The organism is Leucobacter sp. MMO-125, assembly GCF_037148395.1.
GTDB lineage: Bacteria > Actinomycetota > Actinomycetes > Actinomycetales > Microbacteriaceae > Leucobacter.
The window spans coordinates 415,333-431,760 of the sequence record NZ_JBBCTL010000003.1; the positions used below are offsets into that span (position 1 = coordinate 415,333).

16 protein-coding genes are annotated in these 16,428 nt (G+C 66.7%); 9 read left to right on the top strand and 7 right to left on the bottom strand.

Going from position 1 to position 16,428, the window contains the following annotated elements; genetic code table 11:
* Positions 1–13: 13 nt before the first annotated feature.
* The 7 genes from WFI54_RS09530 (at position 14) to nrdF (ending at position 6,552) form a co-directional block, all read left to right on the top strand.
* The gene (locus WFI54_RS09530) at positions 14–1,240 is read left to right on the top strand and encodes a pyridoxal phosphate-dependent aminotransferase (protein WP_336652553.1); all 1,227 of its coding nucleotides are present in this window, start codon (positions 14–16) and stop codon (positions 1,238–1,240) included.
* Entirely contained in the window at positions 1,237–1,695 is a 459-nt protein-coding gene (rlmH, locus tag WFI54_RS09535) for a 23S rRNA (pseudouridine(1915)-N(3))-methyltransferase RlmH (protein WP_336652554.1), read from the top strand. Before WFI54_RS09530 ends, rlmH begins: the two co-directional genes overlap by 4 nt.
* Before the next feature lie 118 nt (positions 1,696–1,813).
* Complete coding sequence (locus tag WFI54_RS09540) at positions 1,814–2,191, top strand: hypothetical protein (protein WP_336652555.1); 378 nt, start codon at positions 1,814–1,816, stop codon at positions 2,189–2,191.
* Between the two features lie 296 nt (positions 2,192–2,487).
* On the top strand, positions 2,488–2,721 hold the full coding sequence (nrdH, locus tag WFI54_RS09545) for a glutaredoxin-like protein NrdH (protein WP_024356182.1): 234 nt from the start codon (positions 2,488–2,490) through the stop codon (positions 2,719–2,721).
* A 171-nt stretch (positions 2,722–2,892) separates the two neighbouring features.
* On the top strand, positions 2,893–3,315 hold the full coding sequence (nrdI, locus tag WFI54_RS09550) for a class Ib ribonucleoside-diphosphate reductase assembly flavoprotein NrdI (RefSeq protein WP_336652556.1): 423 nt from the start codon (positions 2,893–2,895) through the stop codon (positions 3,313–3,315).
* Complete coding sequence (nrdE, locus tag WFI54_RS09555; protein WP_336652557.1) at positions 3,315–5,456, top strand: class 1b ribonucleoside-diphosphate reductase subunit alpha; 2,142 nt, start codon at positions 3,315–3,317, stop codon at positions 5,454–5,456. Before nrdI ends, nrdE begins: the two co-directional genes overlap by 1 nt.
* Positions 5,457–5,583: 127 nt before the next feature.
* A complete protein-coding gene (gene nrdF / locus WFI54_RS09560; protein ID WP_336652558.1) occupies positions 5,584–6,552 on the top strand; it encodes a class 1b ribonucleoside-diphosphate reductase subunit beta in 969 nt (322 codons plus the stop codon).
* Between the two features lie 155 nt (positions 6,553–6,707).
* Here nrdF and WFI54_RS09565 read toward each other — a convergent pair whose 3' ends face one another.
* Both WFI54_RS09565 and WFI54_RS09570 read right to left on the bottom strand, forming a co-directional pair.
* On the bottom strand, positions 6,708–6,851 hold the full coding sequence (locus WFI54_RS09565; RefSeq protein ID WP_336652559.1) for a hypothetical protein: 144 nt from the start codon (positions 6,849–6,851) through the stop codon (positions 6,708–6,710).
* Between the two features lie 44 nt (positions 6,852–6,895).
* A complete protein-coding gene (locus tag WFI54_RS09570; RefSeq protein WP_336652560.1) occupies positions 6,896–7,411 on the bottom strand; it encodes a hypothetical protein in 516 nt (171 codons plus the stop codon).
* 70 nt (positions 7,412–7,481) lie between these two features.
* Between WFI54_RS09570 and WFI54_RS09575 the strand changes: the two genes are divergently transcribed.
* Together WFI54_RS09575 and WFI54_RS09580 are read left to right on the top strand one after the other, a co-directional pair.
* Positions 7,482–8,807, top strand: a complete 1,326-nt coding sequence (locus tag WFI54_RS09575) for a cryptochrome/photolyase family protein (RefSeq protein WP_336652561.1) — start codon at positions 7,482–7,484, stop codon at positions 8,805–8,807.
* Between the two features lie 38 nt (positions 8,808–8,845).
* Positions 8,846–9,301: a DUF3817 domain-containing protein gene (locus WFI54_RS09580; protein ID WP_336652562.1), complete on the top strand. Its 456-nt coding sequence runs from the start codon at positions 8,846–8,848 to the stop codon at positions 9,299–9,301.
* A 112-nt stretch (positions 9,302–9,413) separates the two neighbouring features.
* Here WFI54_RS09580 and WFI54_RS09585 read toward each other — a convergent pair whose 3' ends face one another.
* From WFI54_RS09585 to WFI54_RS09605, 5 genes are read right to left on the bottom strand one after another with little or no spacing between them, the layout of a single operon-like run.
* Entirely contained in the window at positions 9,414–11,063 is a 1,650-nt protein-coding gene (locus tag WFI54_RS09585) for an ABC transporter ATP-binding protein (protein WP_336652563.1), read from the bottom strand.
* Complete coding sequence (locus tag WFI54_RS09590; RefSeq protein WP_336652564.1) at positions 11,060–11,968, bottom strand: ABC transporter permease; 909 nt, start codon at positions 11,966–11,968, stop codon at positions 11,060–11,062. Before WFI54_RS09590 ends, WFI54_RS09585 begins: the two co-directional genes overlap by 4 nt.
* Positions 11,965–13,005, bottom strand: a complete 1,041-nt coding sequence (locus WFI54_RS09595; protein ID WP_336652565.1) for an ABC transporter permease — start codon at positions 13,003–13,005, stop codon at positions 11,965–11,967. The genes WFI54_RS09590 and WFI54_RS09595 overlap by 4 nt, the downstream gene beginning before the upstream one ends.
* Positions 13,005–14,666: an ABC transporter substrate-binding protein gene (locus WFI54_RS09600; RefSeq protein ID WP_336652566.1), complete on the bottom strand. Its 1,662-nt coding sequence runs from the start codon at positions 14,664–14,666 to the stop codon at positions 13,005–13,007. Before WFI54_RS09600 ends, WFI54_RS09595 begins: the two co-directional genes overlap by 1 nt.
* Complete coding sequence (locus WFI54_RS09605; protein ID WP_336652567.1) at positions 14,663–16,378, bottom strand: amidohydrolase; 1,716 nt, start codon at positions 16,376–16,378, stop codon at positions 14,663–14,665. Before WFI54_RS09605 ends, WFI54_RS09600 begins: the two co-directional genes overlap by 4 nt.
* Positions 16,379–16,428 lie beyond the last annotated feature (50 nt).

A 16,428-nucleotide genomic window follows, 5' to 3' on the forward strand; every position in this document is an offset into this window, starting at 1 on the left:
GTAGGATTTTCGCGTGCGCCCCATTACCCAGTCGAGCAAGTTGGCGGGGGTGCGCTACGACGTGCGCGGCCCGATCCTGCAGGAGGCCGAGCGGCTCGAGCGCGTGGGGCACAAGATCCTCAAGCTCAACATCGGCAACCCGGCCCCCTTCGGCTTCGAGGCACCGCCCGAGATCGTTGAGGAGCTGCGGCGCATCCTGCCCATAGCCCAGGGGTACAGCGACTCCCGCGGCATCCTGACCGCCCGCGAGGCGGTAGCCCGCTTCTACGCCGAGGAGGGCGTCGCCGGAGTCGGCCCCGACGACGTGTTCATCGGCAACGGTGTCAGCGAGATGATCTCGCTTGTGCTGCAGGCCCTCGTCGACGACGGCGACGAGATTCTCGTGCCCGCCCCCGACTATCCGCTGTGGACGGCGCAGGTGACGCTTGCCGGCGGTCTTGCCGTGCACTACCCCTGCGATGAGTCGAACGGGTGGATGCCCGAGCTTGAAGCGATCGAGCGCCTCATCACCCCGCGCACCACGGGCATCGTGCTCATTAACCCGAACAACCCCACCGGCGCTGTCTATTCGCCCGAGTTGGTGCGCGGTTTCGCGGCGCTCGCTGAACGGCACGGCCTGGTGCTGATGGCCGACGAGATCTACGACCGTATTCTTTACGATGGGGCGGTGCATGAGCACGCGGCGTTGCACGCGCGCGACACCCTCTGTCTCACGTTCAGCGGGCTGTCGAAGGCGCAGCGCATCGCGGGGTATCGTTCGGGCTGGGTGGTCGCCTCGGGTGATCGCGCGGTCGCGCGCGACTTCCTTGAGGGTCTGACCCTGCTCGCGAATATGCGCATGTGCGCGAGTGTGCCGGCGCAGCATGCGATCCCGATTGCGCTCGCGGCTGGGTCGAACGGCTCGGGGATCGTCGAGCTTTGCGCGCCCGGGGGCAGGCTTCGGGAGCAGCGGGATGTTGCGCACCGGCTGCTGACGGAGATTCCCGGCGTGAGTTGTGAGCGGCCGGGCGGCGCGCTGTATCTCTTTCCGCGGCTCGATCCCGAGGTGTATCCGATCGACGATGATCAGCGCTTCGTGATCGAGTTGCTGCGCGCGACGCGAGTGCTCGTCACGAACGGGCGAGGCTTCAATCTGCCCACGCCCGACCATCTGCGTTTTGTGACGTTGCCGTCGGTGCCGGTGTTGACCGAGGCGATCGGCCGCATTGCCGACTATCTCGAGACGGTGCGGTCGCGATGACGGTGCGGGTGCTCGCGGTGGGCAAGAAGCACGAGGCGTGGGTCACGGAGGGCATCGACCGCTACGAGAAGCGCCTGCGCAAGCCCTTCGATGTGAGTTGGCAGTTGTTGCCCCATTCTGCGCGTGAGGGGGATGCGGCGCGGGCTGAGGAGTCGGAGCGCATTCTCGCGAAGGTGGATCGCGATGCGTTTCTGGTGCTGCTCGATGAGCGCGGGCGCAATGTCGATTCGCCTGAGCTTGCCGCGACGCTGCAGGGAGCGTTTGCGGCGGGTCGTTCGGTGACTGTGGTGATCGGCGGTGCGTATGGGGTGGCGGATCGCGTGCGTGAGCGCGCCGATTTCGTGTGGAGCCTGTCGAAGCTCGTCTTTCCGCATCAGCTCGTGCGTTTGATTCTCGCCGAGCAGATCTATCGCGCGCAGGAGATCGCGGCGGGTCGGCCGTATCACCACGTGTGAGCTGGCCCGCTCGGCTCAGACTGATGCGGTGCGTTGCAGCCTGGGGAGGGCGTGTGAGCGAGGCGCGCCAGCGCACCCGCATCCCATCAATGTCAGTGGTGCCGCCTAGCGTGAGGACATGACCCCCTTTCGCTTGAGCACCCGGCTGCAGCCGCCCCCTCGGGGCCGCCTGTCGCTGGCCCGGCCTATGGTGCCGGCGGCGGGTTCTGAGGCGGGCGCCGTCGAGGTGCCGTGGCGGGTGGTTGCGCGTTCGGCGAGCGGTGTGATCGAGGTGGAGCATTGCGGTGACGGGCCGCTGCACTCGGTGCGCTTCGCTCTCGCGGGCGAGGGCATGTTGGGGCTGTCGCTGCCCCGCACGGTGTATCCAGAGGAGCGGCTGCGGGTGGTGGTGCGCAGCGCGAGCGGGTCGGCGGTTGCCGAGTCGGCCGACGCGATGCTGGTGCTGCGCTGGTTTCAGCCCGATGGGAGGGAGCTGCTGTGGCCGATCGCGCTCTGAATCGAGGCCCGCCGGGGTGGGTGTGCGGCGGCTTGTGCGGCTCTGTGCGGGGGTGTCATGCGACACGCCGGGGCGGGAGTGTGTGGGAAAAAACTTCCCTGCCTCCCGGCTTGTGGATAACCACCCGAAAGGGGCGGAACTCCGCCGAAAGTTCTCCCCAGATGCGCTCGGCTCCGGTGGAAATAAAGTGGAAAACTACAGCGTTGTAACTACTGCATCTTGTGGTTCACGCGGGTGTGGTTCACTATATGTAGTGCCCCGGACGGGGCGTATGACTTTTGGAAAAGGGGCGTGAAATGGCCATCACGGTGTACACCAAGCCGTCGTGCGTGCAGTGCACGGCGACCTACCGGGCGCTCGACAGCAAGGGAATCGAGTACGACGTGCTCGACCTCTCGCAGGACGAAGCCGCGCTGGAAACGGTGAAGGAGCTCGGCTACCTGCAGGCTCCCGTTGTGGTGACCGACGACGAGCACTGGTCGGGTTTCCGACCCGACAAGATTTCGGAGCTCGCCGGCCGCCTCGCGTAAGCGATCTGAGCCGAGTCGGCAGCGGGTGGGGGAATGCTCGTGGCCAGCTCGGACGCACTGACATCATTTCGAACCGCTGCGGCGGGCAGGGCCAGAAGGCCCCGCCCGCGGCAGCGGTTCAGCAGCGAGGGGGTCTCACGGCCCTCGGGGGTTCGCGCGGAGGTGACGAGCATGACCGACCTGGTGTACTTCTCCAGCGTCTCGGGCAACACGCACCGTTTCGTGCAAAAGCTCGGGCGTCCCGCCCTGCGCATCCCCCTCCACTCGCGCGACGAGCCGCTTCTGGTCACCGAACCCTACGTGCTGCTCGTCCCCACCTATGGCGGCGGTCCCGAAACGCGGGCCGTTCCCAAACAGGTGATCCGCTTTCTGAATGACGAGCGCAATCGCAAGCTGCTGCGCGGTGTGATGGCGGCTGGCAACACCAATTTCGGTGAGGCCTACGGGATCGCGGGCGACATCATCGCCCGGAAGTGCCACGTGCCCTTCCTCTATCGATTCGAACTCTTTGGAACCCCGGACGACGTCACAGCCGTCCACGAAGGATTGGAACAGTTTTGGGCTCTGCAGGAACCACAGCCGGAGGCACCGTGATGGAAGCCGGTCACGAGTCTTCGAAGATCAGCGAGATGGATTACCACTCGCTCAACGCGATGCTCAACCTCTACGACGCCGACGGCAAGATCCAGTTCGACAAGGATCGTGAAGCTGCGCGCCAGTACTTCCTGCAGCACGTGAACCAGAACACGGTGTTCTTCCACTCCTTCGAGGAGCGGATGCGCTACCTCCTCGACAACGACTACTACGAGCGCGAGCTCATCGAGCAGTACTCGCTCGATTTCATCGAGGCGCTGCGCGACGAGGCCTACGGCATGAAGTTCCGCTTCCCCACCTTCCTCGGGGCGTTCAAGTTCTTCACCTCGTACGCGCTGAAAACCTTCGACGGCAAGCGCTACCTGGAGCGCTTCGAGGATCGCGTCGTGATGGTCGCCCTCGGCCTCGCCCGCGGCAACGAGGAGCTGGCCCGCGGCATCGTGCGCGAGATCATCTCCGGCCGTTTCCAGCCCGCAACCCCCACCTTCCTCAACCTCGGCAAGGCACAGCGCGGCGAACTCGTCTCCTGCTTCCTCCTCCGCATCGAGGACAACATGGAGTCGATCTCCCGCGGCATTAACTCCTCGCTGCAGCTCTCCAAGCGCGGCGGCGGTGTCGCGCTCCTCCTCTCGAACATCCGCGAGGCAGGCGCCCCGATCAAGAAGATCGAGAACCAGTCCTCCGGCATCATCCCCGTCATGAAGCTCCTCGAAGACAGCTTCAGCTACGCGAACCAGCTTGGTGCGCGTCAGGGCGCAGGCGCGGTGTACCTCTCGGCGCACCACCCCGACATCATGAAGTTCCTCGACACGAAGCGCGAGAACGCCGACGAGAAGATCCGCATCAAGACCCTCTCCCTTGGTGTCGTCATCCCCGACATCACCTTCGAACTCGCGAAGAAGAACGAAGACATGTATCTCTTCTCGCCCTACGACGTCGAGAAGGTCTACGGGGTGCCCTTCGGTGACATCTCCGTCTCCGAGAAGTACCACGAGATGGTCGACGACGCGCGCATCAAGAAGACCAAGATCAGCGCCCGCCACTTCTTCCAGACCATTGCCGAGCTGCAGTTCGAGTCGGGCTACCCCTACATCGTGTTCGAAGACACCGTGAATCGGGCAAACCCGATCAAGGGTCGCATCAACATGTCGAACCTCTGTTCCGAGATCCTCCAGGTCAACACCCCGACCACCTACAACGAAGACCTCAGCTACGACCACATCGGCAAAGACATCAGCTGCAACCTCGGCTCGATGAACATCGCCAAGATGATGGACGGCGAGAACTTCGGCGAGAGCGTCGAGCTTGCGATCCGCGCGCTCTCCGCGGTGAGCGACATGAGCCACATCGCCTCGGTGCGCTCCATTGAAGATGGCAACGACAAGTCGCACGCCATCGGTCTCGGCCAGATGAACCTCCACGGCTACCTTGCGCGCGAGCACGTGCACTACGGCAGCGAAGAAGGTATCGACTTCACGAACATTTACTTCTACACGATCCTGTTCCATGCGCTGCGCGCCTCGAACACGATCGCGATCGAGCGCGGCACCACCTTCGAGGGCTTCGCCGACTCGAAGTACGCCTCCGGTGAGTTCTTCGACAAGTACACCGACAATGTGTGGGAGCCCGCGACCGAGCGCGTGCGTGCCCTCTTCGCAGATGCAGGCGTGACGATCCCCACGCAGGACGACTGGCGAGAGCTCAAGGCGAGCGTGCAGCAGCACGGCATCTACAACCAGAACCTGCAGGCGGTGCCCCCCACAGGCTCCATCTCCTACATCAACAACTCCACCTCGTCGATCCACCCGATCGCATCGAAGATCGAGATCCGCAAAGAAGGCAAGCTGGGTCGCGTGTACTACCCGGCCCCGTACCTCACGAACGAGAACCTCGAATACTACGAGGATGCCTACGAGATCGGGCCCGAGAAGATCATCGACACCTATGCTGCGGCCACGCAGCACGTCGATCAGGGTCTGTCGCTGACGCTGTTCTTCAAGGACACCGCGTCGACGCGCGACATCAACAAGGCTCAGATCTACGCATGGCGCAAGGGCATCAAGACGATCTACTACATCCGCCTGCGTCAGCTCGCACTCGAGGGCACCGAACTCGAGCAGTGCGTCAGCTGCATGCTCTGATGCACGGAGGCCCGCGCTCGTCGCGGGCCTCCGCTATCCTGCGGGTGGTGCGCGCCGCGGGATCCGCACCCTTGGATCGAAGCGATCCTGCAGCTCTCGGCAGGATAACTGAGCAGAAAGAACACCGATGAACTTCAAGCTGGGCCACGCAGTGCAGGCGATCAACTGGAACCGCATCGAGGACGAAAAAGACCTTGAGGTCTGGAACCGTCTCGTCAACAACTTCTGGCTTCCCGAGAAGGTGCCGCTCTCGAACGATGTGCAGTCGTGGGCCACGCTCACCCCTGCGGAGCAGCTGCTTACCATGCGCGTCTTCACCGGGCTGACGCTGCTCGACACGATCCAGGGCACTGTGGGCGCTGTGTCGCTCATCCCCGACGCGATCACCCCGCACGAAGAAGCCGTGTACACCAACATCGCGTTCATGGAGTCGGTGCACGCGAAGAGCTACTCGTCGATTTTCTCCACGCTCTGCTCCACGCAGGAGATCGATGACGCCTTCCGGTGGTCGGTCGAAAACCAGTACCTGCAGAAGAAGGCGCAGATCATCGTCGACTACTACGAGGGCGACGACCCGCTCAAGCGCAAGATCGCTTCGACCCTGCTCGAATCGTTCCTCTTCTACTCCGGCTTCTACCTGCCGATCTACTGGTCGTCGAAGGCGAAGCTCACGAACACCGCCGATCTCATCCGCCTCATCATCCGCGATGAGGCCGTGCACGGCTACTACATCGGCTACAAGTTCCAGAAGGGGCTCGAAGCCGAAAGCGAAGAGCGCCGCCAGGAGCTCAAGGACTACACCTTCGCGCTGCTCTACGACCTCTACGAGAACGAGGTGCTCTACACGCAGGACCTCTACGACGGGGTCGGCCTCACCGAAGACGTCAAGAAGTTCCTGCACTACAACGCGAACAAGGCGCTCATGAACCTCGGCTTCGAGCCGATGTTCCCCAAGGAGATGACCGACGTCAACCCCGCGATCCTGTCGTCGCTCTCTCCGAATGCCGATGAGAACCACGACTTCTTCTCGGGCTCCGGCTCCAGCTACGTCATCGGCAAGGCCGTCGCCACCGAAGACGAGGACTGGGACTTCTAACCACAGTGCGCCGCCCCCACGGGGGCGGCGCACTGCTTTCTGTTGAGGAGGTTCGAGGCCCTATGCAAAACCATCAAAACCGCCTCACCCCACCCCAAACCCCCTGATCAAAAAGCCTCTTCTCCACGCGTAGCGTGGATGTTCCCAGCCGCGGCTCACGAGCGCGGCACGAGCCCCACAGGGTGGAGCAAAGCGGCTCGCCGGCGCCGCTTCGGGTAGGGGCGCGTCGTGGGGGCGCCCTCTGCAATCACATGCGGATCGGCCGACACCACGGTGCCGACACCTGCAAGGGGCGCCATCACAGCACCGCCTCTGAGCGCCGCCGATCCGCCACCCCAAGAACCTACTGAGCCCGCCACCCCCGAGCCAGCTTGCGCAGTTTCTGCACCCGCCAGCGCCACATCGGCCAGAGCACGACGGCGGCCAGCGGCGCGAACCATCCGCCGATCGTGAGTTCGTCGCGCCATACCGCGGAGCGCGGGCCCGCCGGGATGATCGTGATCTCGTGATTCCAGGAGCTGATCAGCGCGAGAGGGCCCGAAAGCGGGCACCCCGCATCACGCATGGTTCGCGCCTGCGAGCCGACCGTCTGCGAGCCGGCCGCCCGCGAGTTGGCCTCCTGCGCATCGAGATCCACGATGACGATGCGCTGCGTTCCCGCCGGGAGCACCCCGAAGAAGCGCAAGGCAACATCGACCCGGCTGCCCGTCTCGAACACCGCCGGGAATTGCGCACCACCGCGGGGCCGCATCTGCAGCAGCGGCCGATACAGCTGCCCGGCGGCGGCAGGTGAGTGCGCCGCTCGCCACGCAGCATCAGCCGAGCAGTCGAGCGCCGCAGCAACAGCAATCCGCACCATATTTCCGCCCCCCTCGCAACGCGAGCGGCGAGTTCCGCCGTTCGTCAGACCTCAACGCTACTCTGAAGTGATGACAACGCTCGTGTGGCTTCGTGACGACCTGCGGCTTGCCGATCACCCGGCCCTCAATGCCGCCGCGCAAGACCCCGACGGCATCGTCGTGCTCTACGTGCTGGAAGACGCATCCGAGCATGTGCGGCCCCTCGGAGGCGCCACCAGGTGGTGGCTGCACCACTCCCTCGTCGCGCTGCGAAACTCCCTCGAACAGCACGGCATCGAACTGGTGCTTAGACGCGGCGCAGCCGAAACCGTCGTGCCGGCGGTGGCACGCGAATCCGGCGCCGACAGGGTGCTGTGGAACCGGCGCTACAACGAAGCACGCGCGCACGACGCACACATCAAAACGGCACTGAGAGCAGCCGGCATCGAAGCGCACTCCACCCCCGGTGACCTGCTCTTCGAGCCGTGGCACATCGCCAACGGGGAGGGAAACCCGTACCGGGTGTACTCAGCATTCTGGCGCGCCTGCACCTCCGGGCTGCCACCCGCGGCACCCCTCGGCCCACCAGACACGCTCACCGCAGCCGCTGCGAGCGTCGACAGTGACGCGCTGGAATCGTGGGGCCTGCTGCCGCACGCCCCCGACTGGTCCGGCGGGCTCGCCGAGCGCTGGACCCCAGGCGAACACGCCGCTCTCGACAAACTCACCACCTTCCTCGCAGACGGCGCGCAGCACTACTCGCGCCGCGACTTCCCCGCCGAACGCACCGGCTCAGAACTGTCACCGCACCTGCGCTGGGGCGAAATCAGCCCGCGACAGGTGTGGCATGAAGCGCTGCGTGCCGGCGGCGATGTGGGCCTGTTTCTCTCCGAGCTCGGCTGGCGTGAGTTCGCGAAACACACCGCCTACCACTTCGGCCCGCTCGCCTCGCGCAGCCTCGACACCCGCTTCGAAACTTTCCCCTGGCGCGAGGTCGACGCAGACGAACTGCGTGCCTGGCAGCAGGGCCGCACCGGCTTCGGCATCGTCGACGCCGGCATGCAAGAACTCTGGCAGACCGGCTTCATGCACAACCGGGTGAGAATGATCGCCGCATCGCTCTTCACCAAAAATCTGCGCTTCGACTGGCGCGTGGGGGAAGCGTGGTTCTGGGATACGCTTGTCGACGCCGACGACGCCAGCAATCCTTTCAACTGGCAGTGGGTCGCCGGCTGCGGGGCCGACGCAGCACCCTACTTCCGCGTCTTCAACCCCGATCTGCAGCAGAAGAAGTTCGATCCCGAGGGCCGCTACGTCGACCGGTGGGCGCCCTACAGCGCCGGCCTGCCCCGCATCCTCGACCTGAAGGCCTCCCGCGCCGAAGCCCTGCAGGCCTACCAATCAATCACGCGCTAAGCACGCTCTCCCAGCCGCGTCTCGATACCCTGGGAGGCATGTCACCACGCCTGCTCTTCCGCACCTTCGCGTTCGCCGAACTCGTGACCTGGACGGGGCTCATCACCGCCCTCGTGCTGCGGGGCACCGGCGTCTCCGACGCCCTCGTCGCCCCAGCCGGCGGGGTGCACGGCTTCGTGTTCCTCTCCTACTGCGTCATCACCGTGTTCGTGTGGGTGAACGATCGCTGGTCGTTCGGCACGGGCCTCCTCGGCCTCGCCACCGCCGTGGTGCCGTTCGCGACGCTGCCGTTCGAACTCGTCATGGATCATCGCGGCAAGCTGGGGCGCAGCTGGCGTCTCGGCGCCGGCGGCGAGCAGCCCCGCAACTTCATCGAGCGGGTGCAGGCGTGGGTGCTGCGGCACCCCTGGTGGGCGCTCGTCATTCTCGCGGTGGGCGTGACAGCCGTGTTCTCGCTGCTGCTGTGGATGGGGCCGCCGATTCCGAAGAGCTGACCGGGGCCGGGCTGCGAAGTGCCGACGGGCGCAGCGCGAGCAGCGCAGCACAGCTGAAACGGCGATGGCCGGGGGCGGATCCGATCCGCCCCCGGCCATCGCCGTTCTGTCGTTATGCCGCCTGTTCCCAGAGCGGTTCGGGCCGTGACTCGATGAGCCTGCGGGTGTAGTCCTCGCGGGGTGCGCCGAGGATTTGCGCGGTGCGACCGTGTTCGACGATCCGCCCGCGCTGCATCACGATCGTCTCCTCGCAGACGCGCGACACCACAGCGAGGTCGTGAGTGACGAACACGATCGTGAGACCGAACTGTTCGCGCACCTCCTCCACGAGTTCGAGCACCTGCGCCTGCACCGAAACATCGAGTGCGCTGGTCGCTTCGTCGAGCACGAGCATGCTCGGCTGCGCGGCGAGTGCTTTCGCGAGCGCGACGCGCTGCCGCTGCCCGCCGGAGAGGCCTCGCGGCCGCGAGGCCAGCTGTTCGGGGCGGATCCCCACCCGTTCGAGCAGCGCGCTCGCCTCCCGCTCCGCATCCGCGCGTGACGCTCCGCGGTGCAGGCGCACCACGTCGGCGACGGCGCGGCCCACCGCGATGCGGGGATCGAGGGAGAGGTATGGATCCTGGAACACCATCTGCGTGTGCGCGGCGAGCGCGCGCCGTTCTGTCGCGTTGAGCGGGCGCTGCGGTCGGTCGGTGCCGTCGATGGTGAGCGTGCCCGAACTCGGCTCTTCGAGGCCTACGATGATGCGGGCGAGGGTCGACTTGCCAGATCCTGACTCGCCCACGATGCCGAGGGAGCCGCCGCGTGCCAGCTCGAAGCCCACATCGGAGAGCGCGAGCACGTCGTCGCGGCCGGGGATGCGGTAGCGCTTGGTGATGCCTGCGGCGCGGATCGCGGCAGGTTGTGCGGCGGCGGGCTGCCCAGCCACTGGCACCGCGTCTCCGAAGCGGTCGAGGTCGATGCGGGGCGTCGCGGCCAGCAGCTGCTGCGTGTACGCCTCCCGCGGGTCGCGGAACACCGCCTCGGTGGCACCCTCCTCGACGACGAGGCCGCCGCGCAGCACCACCACCCGTTCGCAGAGCGACGCCGCGAGGCCGAGGTCGTGCGTGATGAACAGCATGCCCATGCCGCGCGCCTGCTGCTGCTCGCGCAGCAGTTCGACGATGCCGGCCTGCGTGGTCACGTCGAGCGCCGTGGTGGGCTCGTCGCAGAGCAGCAGTTCTGGCTCGTCGAGCAGCGCCGCCGCGATCATCACGCGTTGCAGCATGCCGCCAGACAGCTGGTGCGGGTACTGGTCGAGCAGCGCTTCAGCGCGCGGCAAGCCCACCTGTTCGAGCTGCGCGATCGCGCGGGCGGCAGCGTCGGCGCGGCTGAGCCCGTGCCAGCGCACCAGCGTCTCGGTGAGGAAGTCGCCGAGGGTGCGCACCGGGTTGATGCCGGAGCGCGGATCTTGGAAGATCATCGACGCGCGCTTGCGGCGGATCGTCTGCAGATCGGCGGGTGTCGCCGTCACCGTGTCGATTCCGGCGACGCGCACCGAGCCGGTGAGGGAGGCGTGTTCGGGGAACAGGCCCAGAGCGGCGCGTGTGGTGAGCGACTTGCCCGATCCCGATTCGCCCACGAGCGCCACCGACTCACCGGCGCCGACAGCCAGTGAGACACCGTGCAGCAGGGGGCCGTGGCTGGGCACGCGCAGGGTGAGGTCGTCGATCTGCAGCAGCGGATCGCCGCCGCCATGACGGGTGTGAGATGCTGCGGTCATGAGAAGTTGCCTCCGATTCGGTCGGAAAGTTCTTCGCCGATCACATTGATGGCGACGACCACGAGCACCACCACGGCGGCGGGCACGAAGGTGGGCAGTAGCGCACCGCTCATGAGCGCGCCGCGGCTCTCGTTGATCATGGAGCCCCAGTCGGCAGTGGGTGCCTGCACGCCGAGGCCGATGAACGACAGCGCGGCGAGGTCGGCGAGTACGTAGCCGAAGTTGAGGGTGGACTGCGCGCCGACCGTGGGCACCACGTTCGGCAGCACCCGGGTGAACGCGATCCATGAGCTGCGGAAACCCAGCACCCGGTAGGCCTGCACGTAGGGGCGGGCGCGCTCCGTGATGATGAGACCGCGGGTGAGCCGCGCCACATACGGCACGTAGGCGATCGTCATCGCGAGCACCGGTGCGAACAGGCCCTTCCCGAAGAGTGCGACACCGAGCATCGCGAGCAGCATCGCCGGGAAGGAGAACAGGAAGTCGAACACCCGCGATAGCACGGCATCGAGCCAGCCGCCCTGCCACGCAGCGACCAGGCCGAGTACCAGCCCGAGCACCGTTGAACCGAGCACCACAATCAGCGGGCCGATCAGCGAGGTGCGCGCGCCGAACATGAGGCGCGTGAGCAGGTCGCGGCCGAGCGCGTCGGTGCCGAGCCAGTGTGCCCAGCTGGGGCCGGCCAGAATGTTCTGCAGGTCGACATGGTCGGGGTCGTAGGGGGCGATGACCGGCGCGAGCGCTGCGGCCAACACGACAACCGCGACGAACACGACCGCGATCCGCCCGGTCACGGTGAACAGGCCACGCCGCTTCACCTTGACAGGCACGGTGAGGGCACGGGTGCCCTCAGGCGGTGCGGGTGCCGCGGCTGCGCGGCGCGAGGGGGTTGCTGCGGTGCTCATCGGGTCTCCGTTCCTGCGGCGATGCGCGGATCGATCAGCGGTTGGATGAGGTCGACGATGGTGTTGACCGTGACGAAAGCGACCACCACGACCAGCACGATCGCCTGCACGACGGGGAAGTCGAGGCGGTCGACCGACTGCACGAGCAGTGAGCCGATCCCGGCGAGGCCGAAGGTCTGCTCCACGATCGCGCTCGACACAAGCAGACCGGCGACGAGCACGCCGCTGACCAGCAGAATCGGGCCGATCGCGTTGCGCAGCACATGCCGCAGCACCACCGACGACTTCGTGAGGCCGCGGCTGGTAGCCACCTCGACGTGCTCGCGCACGAACTGCTCATTCATGGACGAGCGGGTGACCCTCGCCACCAGCGCCACGAAGGCCAGGCCGAGCGCGAAGGCAGGCAGCACCAGGTGCACGAAACGGTCAACACCCTCATGCCCGCTGCCGAACGACGGAAACCAGCCCAACTGCACCGAAAAGATGGCGATGAGCAGGATCGCGATGACGAACGACGGCACCGCGCCGAGCGCGGTGGAGGTGATGAGGATCGCGCGATCCGTGAAGCGACCGCGCCGCAGGCTCGCCCAGATACCAGCCGCGAGGCCCAGCACCGAAATGATCACCGCGGCCATCGCCACGAGTTCGAGGGTGACGGGGAGGCGCTGCAGCAGCACATGCGAGACATCGTCGCGGTACTGCAGCGAACGCCCGAAGTCGCCGCGCAGCACGCCGCTGATCCAGCTCAGGTACTGCTCGATAGGCGATTTGTCGAGCCCGTACTGGCGCGTCACCTCGGCGATGGCCTCAGGGCTCGGGCTGCGACCGCGCAGCAGGAACCGGGCCGGATCACCCGGCACCACGAAGCGCGAGAAGAACACCACCAGCGAGGCGGCGAACAGCGTCGCGACGAGGCCGACGATGCGGCCAACGATGAAGCGCGCGGTGCGCGCGCCCCGGCTCGGCCTGCGGCGGCTCTCGCTCTCCTGCAAGCGCACAGCCCGCGTCTGCGGAGCTCCCATTGCGGTTTCGCTCATCACTCGGCCCTCCCGATCGTCGCAGCCCAGGGGTAGTACATGTAGGAGATGGAGGGGTCGACACCCGTGATCCGCTCACCCAACCACAGCGTGGTGGGCAGATCGATCAGCGGAATCCAGGGCAGCTCCTCGCTGGCGATCTGCTGCGCCTCAGCCGAGAGGAAGGACCGCCCCCCGTCATCCATGGTCTGCAGCGCCCGGTTCACCACATCATCGAACTCTGGGTTCGACCACTGCCCGTAGTTCGAGAACTCGCCGGTGCGCAGCACCGCGTACATCTCGAGCGGGTCGGTGCTCGACAGGTACCAGGTGGTGGCGAACAGGTCGACGCCCTCGATCGCGGAAGGATCGGAGAAGAGCAGCGTGTAGGCGTTCGGGGTGCGAGTCTCGATCTCGATGTCGAGGCCGATCTCGCGGCCAGCCGAGGCGACCGCCTGCGAGACCACGTCGAACGACGAGTCGAGCGGGGCGGTCACATAGGTGATCTTCGCGCCCTCGGCACCGGCCTCCTGGATCAGTTTGCGGGCCGCCTCCAGGTCGTAGTCGTATGCGGGCAGCTCGTCGAACGCGAGGCGGGTGGCCTCGGGGTCGCCGTCGATCCACACCGACTCGGAGGTGAGCGCGTTGGTGGCGGTGCCGTAGCCCTGCACCGCGGCGCGCACCAGCGCCTCGCGATCCAGCGCCATCGTGAGCGCCCGGCGCACCCGCACATCGCCCAGCGGGCCGTCGAGGTTCGATACGACGAGACTCTGCACCGTGGTGTTCGTGCCGAAATAGACGGAGCCGGTGTCGCTGGCACGCAGCACGTCGATCGCGTTGTACGGGATGGTCCATGCGCCGTCGATCTCGCCGGTCTGCAGCGCGTTGACCCGGGCATTGGCGTCGTTGAGGATCACGAACGTCATCTGCTCGGCCTTCGCCCGCAGCTCGGGATCCCAGTAGTCGTCGAAGCGGTTGAGGGTGATCGACTCACCGGCTCGCCACTCCCCGAACGAGAACGGCCCGGTGCAGTTCACCCCCGTCGACTGGTTGCCGTAGTCGGGGCCGGCCGCCTCGGTGGTCGCAGCCGACTGGATCACGCCAGGCGCGGCCGACATGAGTTTGTTGAACTGCGAGTCCGGCACGACGGTGCGCACGGTGACTTCGTGCTCGCCCGTCTGCTCGATCGACTCGACGTTCTTGTACGAGTCGTACCAGAACGAGGCGACCTCGGGATCGAGGTGGCGCTTCAGCGAGACCACCACGTCGTTCGGCGTCATCGTGGTGCCGTCGTGAAACTTGACGCCCTCGCGGATCGTGTAGACCCAGCTGAGGGGGTCTGGGTGCGTCACCTCGGTGGCGAGACCGGGCGACTGCGACAGGTCGGAGTTCCACCGCAGCAGCGACTCGCACACGTTGGCGAGCACAGTGTTGTCGGCATAGTCGAAAGCGTAGGCGGGGTCGAGCGAGTAGGGCTCAGTCTGCAGCGCCCAGGTGAAGGAGTCGATGTCGCCGGCGGGCGCGGGCGTGTGTTCGGTGAGCGTGAAGGTGCCGGAGTTGCGGGCGGTGGCGCTCTGCCCGCACCCCGCGAGGGCGCTCACCGCGAGAGCAGCAACGCCCATGGTGGCGATGATACGGCGGTTGCGGGCGGCGCTGCCGGCCAGGCGGATCCGATCCGTCATGCGGCGGCCCCCCTCGGATCGACGGCGTCGCCGGTCGCTGCGCTGTCAGCCGCTGCGCGTGCGTAGACGCGCTCGCCGCCGACCCAGGTCTCATCGACGCCGACGCTGCCGATCTGTTCGGCTGGCACATCGAAGACGTTGCGGTCGAGGATCGCGAGATCGGCGTAGTAGCCGGGGAGGAGCCGCCCGGTGGCGTGGTCGAGGTGGTTGATGCGAGCGGTGCCCTGCGTGTAAGCGTCGAGGGCCTGCGCGAGGGTGAGCTTCTGGTGCTCGGGGCCGAGGGGCGGGCGCTCCTCGCCGTAGGCGACGCGGTTCACGGCGACGTGGATGGCCTGGATCGGGTCGGGGCTGGAGACCGGCCAGTCACTGCCCGCGGCGAGGGCTGCCCCGGCCGAGGCGAGCTCCCCGAAGGGGTAGTGGTGCGTTTCGGCGTCGCCAGCGAGGAACGGGAGGGTGAGTGTGTCGAGCTGATCCTCGTGGCACGCCCACAGCGCCTGCATGTTGGCGGTGGCGCCAAGCGGCGCGAAACGGTCGACATCCTCGGAGCGCACGAGCTGCAGATGGGCGAGATGGTGGCGGTTGCCGCTGGGGCCGTTCACGGTGCGCGCCTGCTCGATGGCGTTGAGGGCGTCGGTGACGGCGCGATCACCGAGCGCGTGGAAGTGCACCTGCACGCCTTCACGGTCGAGTGCCGTGACGAAGTCGGCCATCTGGCGCGGGTCGAAGAAGGAGATGCCTCGGTTGTCGGTGGCCTGACCGTGGTGGTCGAGGTAGCAGTCGTGCATCGCAGCAGTGAAGTTCTCGGCGACGCCGTCGACCATCACCTTCACCGAGCTCAGCGAGAGACGTTCGGGGTCGCAGGCGGCGGCGGCCTCGTCGCGGCGGGCGATAATGGGGCCGAGCTGTGCGTCGCCCTCTTCGCGGTTCCACCACTGCGCGCCCCGCACGCGTACCTTGAGCGTGCCGTCGGCGACCGCGCGATGGTAGACGGGCACAGTGTCGGGACTGCCCATGAACTCGCCGACGGCGGCGTCCTGCCAGGCGGTGATGCCGAAGGAGAGCAGGTATTCCTGAGCTGCGAGTAGGCCATCGTAGGCCTTCTGTTGGGTTGCGCGGGGGCGAGCGGCCGCGAAAAGGTTCATGGCACCCTCGTGTGCGGTGCCGGCCGGAGTGCCGTCGTCTTCGCGTTCGAAGCGGCCGTCTGCCGGGTCGGCCGTGGTGGCGTCGACGCCGGCGAGTTCGGCTGCGCGGGTGTTGAACCAGGCACCGTGGTGGTCGCGGTTCTCGAGGAAGACGGGGCGGTCGGGCACGATCGCGTCGAGCATCTGCCTGGTGGGGGTGCCGCCGGGGAATGCGTCCATCGACCAGCCTGCGCCGAGAATCCACTCGACCTCGGGGTGGGCTTCGGCGTAGGCCGCGATGGCGGCGAGCGTGCGCTCTGCGGTGTCGCACTCGGTGAGGTTGCAGCTGAGTAGTTCGATGCCGGCGCTGACGGGGTGCACGTGGGCGTCTTGGAAGCCGGGGATGAGCAGGCGGCCGGCGAGATCGACGCGTTCGGTGGCGGTCTCGGCGAGGCGTGCGACCTCTTCGGGGTCGGTGCTGAGAATGCGGCCGTCGGCGACGGCGATTCCACCTGGTCTGGGTTGTGAGTCCGTGCCGGTGTAGATCCAGCCGTTCTCAAATACGACGTCTGCGTGCGGGGTTGCGGTCACCGGAGCCTCCTGAGGTATCGTCATCGATCCGTGCTGCCACAGTAGGCCGA